This is a genomic window from Rufibacter psychrotolerans, assembly GCF_016924645.1.
Taxonomy (GTDB): Bacteria; Bacteroidota; Bacteroidia; order Cytophagales; family Hymenobacteraceae; genus Nibribacter; species Nibribacter psychrotolerans.
In genome coordinates this window covers 386,360-398,743 of the sequence record NZ_JAFFJV010000011.1, presented here as the reverse complement: position 1 = coordinate 398,743, position 12,384 = coordinate 386,360, and the positions used below count along the sequence as shown (strand labels likewise).

11 protein-coding genes are annotated in these 12,384 nt (G+C 49.8%); 4 read left to right on the top strand and 7 right to left on the bottom strand.

The genetic code is table 11. From position 1 onward, the window contains the following. Positions 1-4 precede the first annotated feature (4 nt). The 7 genes from JT718_RS12515 to JT718_RS12485 are packed head-to-tail and all read right to left on the bottom strand — an operon-like array spanning position 5 to position 9,439. Complete coding sequence (locus JT718_RS12515; protein ID WP_205503032.1) at positions 5-1,072, bottom strand: cytochrome c oxidase subunit II; 1,068 nt, start codon at positions 1,070-1,072, stop codon at positions 5-7. Positions 1,073-1,096: 24 nt separating this feature from the next. Then, on the bottom strand, positions 1,097-2,380 hold the full coding sequence (locus JT718_RS12510) for a quinol:cytochrome C oxidoreductase (protein ID WP_240337062.1): 1,284 nt from the start codon (positions 2,378-2,380) through the stop codon (positions 1,097-1,099). 20 nt (positions 2,381-2,400) lie between these two features. Further along, a complete protein-coding gene (locus tag JT718_RS12505; RefSeq protein WP_205503031.1) occupies positions 2,401-3,111 on the bottom strand; it encodes a c-type cytochrome in 711 nt (236 codons plus the stop codon). Further along, positions 3,111-3,635, bottom strand: a complete 525-nt coding sequence (locus tag JT718_RS12500) for a DUF3341 domain-containing protein (RefSeq protein ID WP_205503030.1) — start codon at positions 3,633-3,635, stop codon at positions 3,111-3,113. Before JT718_RS12500 ends, JT718_RS12505 begins: the two co-directional genes overlap by 1 nt. After that, the gene (gene nrfD / locus JT718_RS12495; RefSeq protein ID WP_205503029.1) at positions 3,628-5,046 is read right to left on the bottom strand and encodes an NrfD/PsrC family molybdoenzyme membrane anchor subunit; all 1,419 of its coding nucleotides are present in this window, start codon (positions 5,044-5,046) and stop codon (positions 3,628-3,630) included. The genes JT718_RS12500 and nrfD overlap by 8 nt, the downstream gene beginning before the upstream one ends. A gap of 18 nt (positions 5,047-5,064) precedes the next feature. Next, positions 5,065-8,073 carry a TAT-variant-translocated molybdopterin oxidoreductase gene (locus tag JT718_RS12490; RefSeq protein WP_205503028.1) on the bottom strand — a complete coding sequence of 1,003 codons (3,009 nt, stop codon included), beginning with the start codon at positions 8,071-8,073 and terminating at the stop codon, positions 5,065-5,067. A 43-nt stretch (positions 8,074-8,116) separates the two neighbouring features. Continuing rightward, complete coding sequence (locus JT718_RS12485; protein WP_205503027.1) at positions 8,117-9,439, bottom strand: c-type cytochrome; 1,323 nt, start codon at positions 9,437-9,439, stop codon at positions 8,117-8,119. A 920-nt stretch (positions 9,440-10,359) separates the two neighbouring features. Here JT718_RS12485 and rpsF point away from each other — a divergent pair. The 4 genes from rpsF to JT718_RS12465 all read left to right on the top strand — a co-directional run bounded on the left by rpsF (position 10,360) and on the right by JT718_RS12465 (position 12,366). Continuing rightward, a complete protein-coding gene (rpsF, locus tag JT718_RS12480) occupies positions 10,360-10,725 on the top strand; it encodes a 30S ribosomal protein S6 (protein WP_205503026.1) in 366 nt (121 codons plus the stop codon). Next, positions 10,722-10,973: a 30S ribosomal protein S18 gene (rpsR, locus tag JT718_RS12475; RefSeq protein ID WP_205503025.1), complete on the top strand. Its 252-nt coding sequence runs from the start codon at positions 10,722-10,724 to the stop codon at positions 10,971-10,973. The genes rpsF and rpsR overlap by 4 nt, the downstream gene beginning before the upstream one ends. Positions 10,974-10,986: 13 nt before the next feature. Then, a complete protein-coding gene (gene rplI / locus JT718_RS12470; protein ID WP_205503024.1) occupies positions 10,987-11,430 on the top strand; it encodes a 50S ribosomal protein L9 in 444 nt (147 codons plus the stop codon). A gap of 183 nt (positions 11,431-11,613) precedes the next feature. Continuing rightward, positions 11,614-12,366 (top strand): HAD family hydrolase, encoded by a 753-nt coding sequence (locus JT718_RS12465; protein ID WP_205503023.1) that lies wholly within the window; start codon positions 11,614-11,616, stop codon positions 12,364-12,366. The last annotated feature ends 18 nt before the right edge of the window (positions 12,367-12,384 follow it).

The following is a 12,384-nucleotide window of genomic DNA, read 5'->3' as shown; positions in this document are numbered from 1 at the left end:
ATAACTATTGTTTTGTAGCAGTTGCGGCAGCAACCGCGGCATCAGAAGTAGTATTTAGGGCTACAGCTGCGGCGCTGTCTGCGGGGGCTCCACCTTGTAACTGAGAAGCAAAGGTCTTCTTCTGCTGAGCCTCTACCCACTTCTGGTAATCTTCAGGTTCATCCACAATCATGGTCATTTTCATCGCGAAGTGACCACGGCCGCAAACCTCGGTACAAGCCAGTTCATACTGGAAGTTGGCGTTGCCTGTCTCAGTCTGCATTTCTGCGGTGGTTTTGGTAGGAATGAACCAAAACGTGGTAGGCATACCGGGCACCGCATCCATCTTCACTCTAAAGTGAGGCAGGAACACACTGTGGATTACGTCTCTTGATCTGATTTTCAGTTGCACCGGTACTCCTTTGGGCACGTGGAACGAAGTAGGGTCGCCAGGGAAATCATCCTGCGCATCACGGTCGTTCAGGTCAATCCCAAATTCGTTGGTGGCATCAATCAGGGTGTGCTTTACCAAACCTAATTTGTTGTCGGCACCTGGGTAGCGGGCCAGCCAGTTGAACTGCTTACCCATAACCTCTACTACTACCGCATTCTCTGGTGCAGGGCTGGTGATCTTCGCCCAGGTTTTCCAACCGGAGAACACCAGCAAAGCCATCACTACCGCTGGAATAACGGTCCAGATAATCTCAATCTTGTTGTTGTGAGGGTAGTAGTATGCGCGTTTGTTGTCATTATGCTGGTATTTATAAGAGTACCAGAATAACAGGATGTGGGTTAGAACAAACACAAACCCAATCACGCCCATGGTTAACCAGAACATGCTGTCAATGTCAATCCCGTGCTCAGAGGCAATAGGAATGATCATGTCTTCGCTGGCACTGTTCATGGACCAGATGAACAAGCCGCCCATCACCACAAAGAAGGCTAAGAAAAGGGCTGCGTTTATTTTATTGCTCTTACCAATGTCACGTCTGTAGCTCCCGGTGAAGATAGAAGCCAGGACCTGGATTCTAAACAGAAGATAAAGGATGACCAGTAAAAGGATGATTGATAGTGCTACAGCAATCGTTATCATTATCCGTATCTTTTAATTTAACTCTTAAACGTGATGGTGAATACTTTCTTCCAGGAATGGGTGGTTCACAGGTACCAGCGATGCTTTGCTCAGTTCCTTAGTGAATACCAGTAAGAATGTTCCCAGGAAGGTCAACGCTGTACCAATTTCAATCAGTCCAAATCCGCTTTCACCTCTCATAGTACCCGGCATGATCATCAGGTAGAAGTCAAACCAGTGACCAATCAGGATAGCGATACAAACAATCTTCAGCATGATCATCTGACGCTTCGCATCTCTTGTCATTAGAACAAGGAAAGGGAAGGCAAAGTTTATCACAAGGTTGAAGAAGAAGATCCAGGTGTAGTGGTTGTTGTTTCCGCCCAGACGCTCCATGAAGTAGATGGCTTCTTCCGGAATGTTGGCGTACCAGTACAACATGAACTGGGAGAACCAGATGTACGTCCAGAAGATACTGAACCCGAACACGAACTTACCAAGGTCATGCAGGTGGTTAGAGGTCACCATTTTCATGTACCCCATTTGCTTCAGGATGATTACGGTTAAGGTTACCGCCGCCAAACCAGATACCCACCAGCTGGCAAATACATACCAACCAAACATGGTACTGAACCAGTGCGTGTCAATGGAAAGCACCCAGTCCCAGGCAGACATAGAAGAAGTCACCCCAAACACCACCAGGAAGGTAGCTCCCAAGCGAATGCTTTTGTTGTAGTGGTTCAGACCTCCATTCAGGTCCTCGGCCATTGACTCTCTTCTCATCCATTTGAAGAACATGTACCACAGGGCAAAGTAGGCCACCAATCTAATGGTAAAGAAGGTGATGTTGAGGTACCCTGATTTACCCGCAATGATGGGGTCATAGTTAGGATTGCCTACCTCGTGTAGCGAGTGGTCTGTCCAGTGTAAAAGGGTATTGTGACCGGTAAAGATGATGGGCAATATGAACACCAACAACATAATGATACCGCCCACCAACAGGTAGCTGCCTAATGCTTCGGGAACGCGTTTGATCAACACAGACCAACCTGCGTAGGCTACGTACTGGATGGCGACAAACAATACGCCAACCACGGCAATACCAGTCAGGTACACATTGTTTAACCATAGGTTGGCAAGCAGGCGCTGCCCCCAGCCGGCGGTATGGTGTCCGGCTTCCGCTGCCCCATGTGCAGCTTCGCCGTGGCCTCCACCGGAGTTAGCAGCAATGAACAGCCCTACTACCAGTAGTACCAACCCGAGACCTATCATGAAGAAGAACCTTTTGGTGGCTCTTTGTGGGATAATTAGTCTTTCTTCAGTTATCATTTCAAATTTACCTTTTACGGTTATTCACGAATATCCTGGGTAGGATGGTTTGTGGTACCTGTTACTGGATTTGTATTAGCGTCTGTGCTTGCACCCTGCGGAGCATCTGTTGAAGTGGAACCGGTGTCTTGTGACTCAACCCCGGTTGCATCGGTGATGCCTTTCTGTAGTTGCTGCACGTACATGGCAATCTTCCAGCGCTCTTCAGGGTTCACCTGCGTACCGTGTGGCATCATACGTCCGCGACCATTCGTGATGACGTGAAAAATGTGCCCGGTAGGCAAAGTGGCATATCTACCTTGGGTAAAGTTAGGCACCCCTTTGAACTTGGCACCTACCAATCCATCACCCTGCCCAGTTTCACCGTGGCAAGGAGAGCAAAAACGAAGGTAAAGTACTTTGCCTTCTTCCACGTTCTCAATGTTTCTGGCAATTGGGTTCGTGAGCTCTCTTCCGGCTACTTCGGCGCTGTCTTTAGAAATATGGGTGTAAAACCCTAATTTACCTCTAGCGACAGTATTAGAAGCTGGTACCCGCATGTTCAGGCCACCCGGATTGATCGCGTTTTTATTCTCGGCTAATTGCTTCAGCGGCTCGTACGCCACAGGATAGTACATATCCGGTGCATATTCCAATCCTGGATCTTGATCATTGTTACCGCATGACGCAAGAAGAACAGAAGAGAAAAGAATCAAGGAGGCTTTAGCCCCTGTTCTAAAGAAACTGTTCATTATTTAACTACCTCCTTCTGGTTAACTTCCACTGCTCCGTTAGAGCGCAGAAGATCATTCAGTTTAGAAATATCTGTACCTTCTTTCAGCTCAATGGCCATTACGTACTTATCATCGGTTGACCGAACGTCCATCACCGGAACTTTGAGGGTTGGTCTTAGTCCACTGATGATGAAGAACGTGATCACCATCCCAAACGCGGCAAACAATACCGTCAACTCAAAGGTTACCGGGATAAAGCTGGGTAGGGCTACGTGCGGTTTACCGCCAATGATCATGGGCCAGTCAAAACCCAACATGTAAATCTGCATCCAGAGCGCGAAAGAAGTACCACATAGACCGCAGAAGAAAGCCACGATAGGCAAGCGCGAGCGCTGGATGCCTAGTACGTCATCAATCCCGTGGATGGGGTAAGGGCTGAATACATCATAGATCTTGGTGCCTGCTGCACGCGTCTTCTCGATAGCATTCAGCAGTACATCCTCGTCTTCAAATACACCGAGTATATATTTCTTACTAGTCATGTTTGTGAGAATTAGGAGCTGTACCGTGCATAGATGCGCCTGGGTTGTGCGTGTGGCTCACCCCTGAAGACGACTTCAAAATAGATTTAACCTCTGCCATGTTCACCACTGGGAAGAACTTCGCGAAAAGCAGGAACAGGGTGAAGAACAAGCCCATGGTGCCAACATACACCCCAATGTCAATGCTGGTTGGGGAGAACATTACCCAGCTAGAGGGCAAGAAGTCACGGTGCAGAGAAGTTACAATGATCACAAAACGCTCAAACCACATCCCGATGTTTACGAAGATAGAGATGATGAAGGTAGCGGTTAAGCTGCGGCGGATAGAGCGGAACCAGAATAACTGAGGCGTAATTACGTTACAGGTCATCATAGACCAGTAAGCCCACCAGTAAGGACCGGTAGCCCGGTTAATAAAGGCGTACTGCTCGTATTCAACCCCTGAATACCAGGCGATGAAGAACTCCGTGATATACGCCACCCCTACGATAGAACCAGTCAGGGTGATTACCTTGTTCATGGACTCTACGTGCTCCAGGGTGATGTAATCTTCCAGTTTGAAGGTCTTACGGGTAATGATCATCAGGGTCAATACCATTGCGAAACCAGAGAAGATTGCACCCGCCACGAAGTACGGAGGGAAGATGGTGGTGTGCCAGCCCGGGATTACCGAGGTTGCAAAGTCCATGGATACGATGGTGTGTACCGAAAGTACCAGGGGCGTTGCCAAACCAGCCAAAATCAGGGAAACAGTCTCATAACGTGACCAGTGCTTGGCAGAACCGGTCCAGTTCATACTCAACAAAGCGTAGGCTCTGCGGGCAATTGGTCCGGTGGCTCTGTCACGGATGGTGGCAAAGTCAGGAATTAGACCAATGTACCAGAAAACCAGCGATACAGAGAAGTACGTGGAGATCGCGAATACGTCCCAAAGCAGTGGGGAGTTGAAGTTCACCCACAGAGAACCAAACGTGTTTGGAAGGGGCAATACCCAGTACGCCAACCAAGGACGGCCCATGTGCAGAACCGGGAACATGGCCGCACAGATTACCGCAAAGATGGTCATCGCCTCTGCCGCCCGGTTAATGGAAGTTCTCCATTTCTGACGGAACAGGAGCAAGATAGCGGAGATAAGGGTACCGGCGTGACCAATACCTACCCACCACACGAAGTTGGTGATGTCCCACGCCCAACCTACTGTTTTATTAAGACCCCACTCCCCGATACCGAACCACAGGGTCCGGTATACGGAGTAGATAAAGATACCGAGGAAAACCAGAGAAACTCCCAGAGCAATCATCCAACGCATGTTCGGCTTGGCTTCCACCTGCCGGCATACATCCTCCGTGATGTCTGCATAAGTTTTACCCCCGGTTACCAGGGGCTCTCTTATCGGAGATACGTGCTGCATATATCTTTCTGTGTTTAATTAAGCTTGATTTCTGATTTTGGTTAAGTAGGTAACGTTTGGCTGAGTGTTCAACTCTTCCAACACGTGGAACGCACGCTCCCCTTGTTCGCGCTTCAGGATCTGAGATACCTGGCTGTTCGGATCCAACATATCACCGAAGATGATGGCGTTGGTAGGACAGGACTGAGCACAAGCAGTTACAATTTCACCATCTTTCGGACGACGACCTTCTTTCTTAGCCTCCAGTTTGCCGTATTGAATACGCTGCACGCAGAAAGAGCATTTCTCCATTACCCCGCGTGAACGAACAGTAACGTCTGGGTTCAACACCATCTTGCCGAGGTCATTGTTCATCTGGTAGTCGAACTTCTCGTTGTTGGCGTAGTTGAACCAGTTGAAACGACGCACTTTGTACGGACAGTTGTTGGCGCAGTAACGGGTACCCACGCAACGGTTGTACACCATCTGGTTGATACCTTCTGAGTTGTGCATGGTAGCCGCCACCGGACATACCGTTTCACATGGCGCGTGGTTACAGTGCTGGCACAGCATGGGCTGGAAGATCACCGATGGGTTCTCAGATGGGTTCTCCATCTTCTCAAATCCACCATCTTCGCGGGTTGCATCACTGCTGTAGTAACGGTCAATCCGCAACCAGTGCATTTCACGGCGATTCAATACTTCCTGCTTACCTACTACCGGTACGTTGTTTTCTACCTGGCAGCTGATGGTACAGGTACCGCAACCAATACAAGAGTTCAGGTCAATGACCATACCCCAGTGGTGGTTCTTGTACTCATAATCTGGCCACAGGGAAATCTTCTGCGGTTTCTGCGGTCCGTCTGGCGTAGCGATCCGGATGTACTCGGTTACGCTCTTAGGATCTTGCTTGTACTTGGCCAGGGTTGACTCCTGTACCACAATACGACCCATTACCGTATGGTGCGTCTGGGTTTGCGCAATTGGTTTGTCGGCGCCTACTTTCTCCAGGGTTACGGTGTTGGCATACACCAGGGAATCACCTGCTACTGTTACCAGTGGGTACACGTTAGCCCCTACGTTGTTGGCTGCCTGGCCCGCATGGGTGCGGCCGTATCCAATGGCAATGCTAATGGTACCTTTCGCCTGACCAGGTTGGATCAAGGCTGGCAATTCAATAGACTTCCCTTTTGCTGTTACTCTCAGAACATCATTCTGCTCAATTTCCAAAGCCTGGGCATCTGCCTGAGAAATGGCAACGTAGTTGTCCCAGGTAGCTTTGGTGGTTGGGTCAGACATTTCCTGCAACCATGGGTTGTTGGAGTGCTGTCCGGCACCAATGGCTACTTTCTCGTAAATGGCAAGCTCTAGGTCTTTTCCGCCGGTGCGGCCGGCTCTGTTAATGCTAACTGCCGCGGCAGCCAGGGTCAACGGAGCAGCAGGTGCAGTTGGCTCATTTGCACCGGTGGTTCCGGTAGCTACGCCATCGTGCACGGCCTTATCCCAGGCGGCTCCGCCTCCTACAATGCCAGACCAGGTACGCTGGATTACGGTGTAAAAGTCTGTTGTAGAACCAGTCCACTTCAGCAAAGAATCCTGTGCTTGTCTGGTGTTGAAGATTGGGGAAATGGTTGGCTGGGCCAAGCCTAAGAACCCTCTCTTTGGCTCAAAGTCATTCCAGGACTCCAGGTAATGGCTGTCTGGGCAGATGTAGTCTACGTGAGCGGCAGTTTCATCTTCTCTGTCGGCAAAGGAGATTTTCACGCCTACTTTCTTCAGGCCATTCACCACTTGCTGGCTCAATGGATGATCGTACACGGGGTTTGCGCCGTAGAAAATCACGGCACCAACTGCTCCGTTGTTCATGTCATTGATCAGACGCAGCATGCGGGCATCATCGCCCTGACGCACAAAGTAAGGGGCGTTGGTGTCAATGGTAGTGCCGTTCGCTCCCAGGGCCGCATTGATGGCGGTTACCAGCGTCTGCACGGCAGGATCATTAGAGTCTGATACTACCAGGGCAGCGCCACGGGCAGCCAGCAATTCTTTCGCCGCGGCATCAATTTGCTTGGCATACGCAGAGTTAGGGGCCTGAATGGCAGCGCCACCCGTACCGCCTGCAACTCTATTATAGAGGGCCGCTACTACCGCACCGTACTCAGAAGGCTTCACGGGCACACGTACATCGGCGTTGGCGCCTGTCATGGTCAGGAAGCTCTCAAACTGGAAGTGACGAGACATAATGGGTCTCTCAGCGGTCACTTTCCGGTTGGTGATGTATTGTCTGGAGAATTCAACGGGCGAAATCCAGGTTCCCAGGAAATCGGCGCCAATGGACACAATCACTCTGGCTTTGCTGAAATCATAACCTGGTACCACCCCACCGTTTGCTCTTAACAATGCGGAAGAGGAGTTGGCATCATAGGTTACGTGCTCAAACGCCGGGAACTGCGCCCCAAACTCACGGATCACCGTTTTAGTGCTGGGACTAATGATGGTGTTAGACACCAACACCACTCTCCCCTGCACGCCGGTAAGGCGAGTGCGGATTTCCTGGTCAATTTTCTCCCAAGAAGTGGCCTGTTTTTTGGCAACCGGTCCTTTCAGACGGTTGTTGTCATACAGGTTCAGCAAAGAAGCCTGTGAACGGGCGTGGGTAGAGCCTTGGGTAAGCGGGGAAAGCGTGTTTCCTTCTACCTTGATCGGGCGTCCCTCACGGGTTTTCACCAACACCGGGTTGTAGAAATCACCCATGAAGTACGTAGTGGCGTACCAGTTAGGCACGCCTGGCTCTACTTCCTCTGGCTTGTGCAGGTAAGGGATTGCCTTACGAACCGGTGCCTCGCAGGAAGCAAGCGTTGCCGCTGCCACCCCAAAGCCCAGCAACTTCAAAAAGTCACGTCTTGGAGCCACGGCAGAAGAAGCTTCTTCACCGTTGGTCTCACTTACTGGCAGGAACTCAGGAAACTCGTTATGAGCATGTTTCTGGAATTCCGGAGTATTGTTTAACTCCTCTACCCCTCTCCAGTATTTAATTGTTTCTTGCATATATATCAAAAACTCAAATTCAGGATGGATGAAATTTATTGGATTAGTAGTGGCATTTGGAGCACTCAGTACCGCCCTGGGAAGCCACTACAAACGCACCTTTAGACTGCTTCTCGTGCAACTTCACCAGGTTGTCATAATACCCGTTTCCTTCGGTGTTCAAAGGAGTGTTGCGGTGGCAGTCAATACACCAGCCCATGGTGAGGGGAGCGTACTGGGCTACTACTTCCATGGTCTCAATGGGGCCGTGGCACGTCTGGCACTCTACGCCACCCACTTTGGTGTGCTGAGAGTGGTTGAAGTACGCCAGGTCTGGCAGGTTGTGCACCCGTACCCACTCAATGGGCTTGTTGTTCTCAATGGCGCGGTAAATCTTCTGGATTTCTGGCGATTCTTTTTTGATCTGGCTGTGGCAGTTCATACAGATGTTCGCAGAAGGAATGTTGGCGCTTGAGCTCTTATAAACAGAGGTGTGGCAGTAGTTACAGTTGATCTGGTGGTCACCAGCGTGCAGTTTGTGGGAGAAAGCAATTGGCTGTCTTGGGGCGTAACCCTGCTGAATACCAATGCCCATCACTTTGTCAATGGAAAGGTCTACCAGCACCACCACAAAGATCAACCCTACAATCACTCTCACTGCTTTTGACTTGTAGATGTTGGCGAAGTTGGTTCTGCGCTCCAGCATTTCCTGCTCAGCGCCGGTCAGGTCACCTTTGCCTTTCAGGTAGTTCTTCAGAACGGTGGCAATAATTACCAGGGTAATCACCAGTACAATCAGCACCACTACCAATACTACCAGCAGCAAGTCTACATAACCTCCTACATTACCAATAGCATCAGTTCCCACGTTCTTTCCGGCTTCAGCACCTTCCGGGCCAGCCGAAGGGGCACCAGCCACGTTCTCTGGCGTCTCGCTCTCCTTTTTAATATAGGCGATGATTGACTTAAGCTCATCATCAGAGAAAGCGAAAGATGGCATTTGCTGCTTAGAGTACTCATTGAACACGGCAACAGCATCCTTGTCTCCGCTTTGGATAAGAGCACTTGAGTTCTTAATCCACTTGATCAGCCATGCCTCGCTCCTTCTCTTGTGGACATCACGCAAGCCAGGACCCACCACCACGTCTGAACCAACTGAGTGACACTGCACACAGTTGTTCTTGAACAGGGTTTGTCCATTTTCAATAACTGCTGCGTCAGCAGCGCCTCCAGCACCCGACGCCGGGGCCTCAGCTCCAGGGGTTACACCAGCCGTCCCTATCTGGCTTTGCTCAGGCGTCTGCGCGAAGGCAGAAGAAATAACAAAGAAGAAGAAGAGAAAAGGGAGTAGGAAGGTATATTTTGCTCTCTTTTTACAGCTAATCATAGCTTAATTGTAGTGTTAAGAATAGTGAAAGTACATTACGGGCACAAATCTACTACCCGATGACCATTAATCAAACACAATATTTCTTATTTTTAAGGTATCGGCAAGCCTGTTTTTACCCCCTGTTTTTCAAGGCAAACCCGCTTAAAACGCTTGTTTTGGCACTATTTAGAACCTTTATAAATTACAGCCCTATCCGCCGTTTCCCTCCTCCTTTGCCCACCTCAGCCACCCTAAACGCTATCTCTTACCCCATTACATTGTAATTTGTTTTATCATATCTATACTTTATTTTATACAAACAAGTAGTTACCTAAGCAAAAATGGGGTAAATACGCACTTTGAAAATTTCAACATGGCAAAATTCGCCTGAGTTAGTGCTCGAGATAAACAACAGTCAGTACCCTCATGCTACCAAAGGGTATGTCTACCAGCAAGACAATCATAAGGCCTTAAGCTGCTTTAAATGCTTTTATATTGAACAATTCTAAGTTTCCCTGAATTATACCATTAGAATTGTATTCTGCGCGTTGGCAAGGTACTTAGTCAGGTAACCTCACCCGCTTTGCAGTTGTGATGAGTAGTAGCCAACACACAAGCGCGCCCCTGCCTGCTTCGCCAACCCAGAAGAGCTCTTCTGGGTCTAACACTTTGCGGGGAACAACACCTTTATTATATAGGAGAAACACCGGCGGGTTGCTGCCCACACCCGCGAAAGTCCGGCTTGCATATATTGATCTGATTTCCAGGCTTTGCGCATCCTGTTTTGGGCGTGTTTTGCTGTAAACGGTCCCTAAACGGACAAGCAACCGGTAGCGCCGGGTTCTCGCTGATCTTTTGCACTTTATCTCACCCTTCTTTGGTTCTTACCTAAAAAGCTTTTACCTTTGCCCCTTCGAACCAAAAAATCATTTTTACAAATGACTTTAAAAAATTACGAAGTACTCTACATCATGACCCCGTTGTTGAACGAGGTGCAGATGCAGGAGACGGTCGAGAAGTTCAGACAGGTGCTTAAGGAAAATGGCGCCGACATTATCCATGAGGAGAACTGGGGCCTAAAAAAACTGGCGTACCCAATCCAGAAGAAAAACACTGGTTTCTATCACCTCGTGGAGTTCCAAGGTCCATCTACCATTGTGGATCAGTTAGAGCTGGCGTTCCGTCGTGACGAGAAAATCATCCGCTTCTTAACTACCGCCCTTGACAAGCACGCTGTGGCTTACAACGAGCGCCGTAGAAACGGAGAGTTTAAATCATCTAAAAAGGAGGCACAAGCGTCATGAGTTTAGTTAACGAAAAAGTACACAAGCAAGACACGCGCAAGAAATACTGCCGTTTCAAGAAAAACGGGATTCAGTACATTGATTACAAAGACGGCAACTTCTTACTGAAGTTTGTGAACGAGCAAGGCAAACTGTTGCCACGCCGTTTAACCGGAACCAGCTTGAAGTTCCAGCGCCGTGTTTCTCAGGCCGTTGCCAGAGCACGCCACTTGGCTATTTTGCCTTACGTAACGGATTCTTTAAAATAAGGAGGTAAACGAGATGGAAGTTATTCTGAAAGATGACGTGAAAGGCGTTGGCTACAAAAACGATATCGTTACTGTAAAGCCAGGTTACGGCCGTAACTACTTGATCCCACAAGGCTTAGCTGAAATGGCTACCCCTTCGGCCCGTAAAGTAGTAGCTGAGAACATTCGTCAGGCTGCCCACAAAGCAGAGAAAATCCAAAAAGACGCCCAAGAACTGGCGAACCGCATTGGTGACACCGTACTGGAAATCCCTGCCAAAGCAGGTGAGTCTGGTAAAATCTTCGGTGCCGTTACTACCCTGCAGGTTTCTGAGGCCCTGAAAGCCTTAGGATACGATGTAGACCGCAAGCGTGTTGATTTTGACCAGGAGGTGAAATCACTGGGCGAGTACACTGCTACCCTCAACCTGCACAAAGAAGTGAAGCACCAGATCCGCTTCAACGTAGTTGCCGCTTAATTGCCGTAACTCTTGCAATACCAGACATCCTGCCGTACTCCGGCAGGATGTTTTTGTTTTAGGCCATTCCTGTCCCAAAGCCCTGCCAACTGTTTTAGGCCTGTTTCTAGGAAAACGGACCTAAAACGCTATTTTAGAGGCACTAAGGTTACCCAGCTTGCCCTCTTAGAGTAGCCCAGCTTTATGTTTTGGCCAGCAGCCCGTAAAAGCCATCTCTTTGTCTCACCAGTCACCTTGCTTTCTATGTTGCCTTTCCCGGTAGTTATCTTTGATTTTGACGGTACCCTGTGCGCCACGCAGGAGGCCATTCTGTACACGTTCAAGCAGGCGTTTGAGCAGAAAGGGCTGGTGCCCCCGGCGGAAGACGTGATCAAGAAAGCCATTGGCACCGGCGGTAACCTTTCTGAGATGCTTCCTCTCCTGCATCCGCCGCTGCAAGGCCCCCAGAACGAGCAGGAACTGCAGGACTGGGTGCTGCATTACCGGCACATTTATGATACCGACGGTGGCAGGCTGACCACGCTCTTTCACGGGGCGCAGGAACTCCTGCCCTACCTGCAACAACTGGGCATTGCCTGCGTGGTCATCAGCAACAAAGGTCAGCGGGCCATTGAAGACGCGCTCACCCGGTTTGGGCTGCGCCAGTACTTTGAACTGATCATCGGCGACAATCCGCAGGTGCCGCTCAGAAAAAAGCCTCACCCCATGGCTTACCAGCAAGTAATCCAGCCCCGGTACCCGCACGTATCAGCGGAGCAGGTCCTGATGGTGGGCGACACCGATGCCGACCTTTTCTTCGCCAACAATGCCGGGCTTTCCTCTTGCTGGGCCGCCTACGGGTACGGCGCGGAGGAAACCTGCCGGGCCGCCAACCCCAGCTACACCATCCACTCGCTGGAACAGCTTTACGCCATTGTCGCTCCTGACGTCCCGTAGAAATCCGTAGCTTTGGGG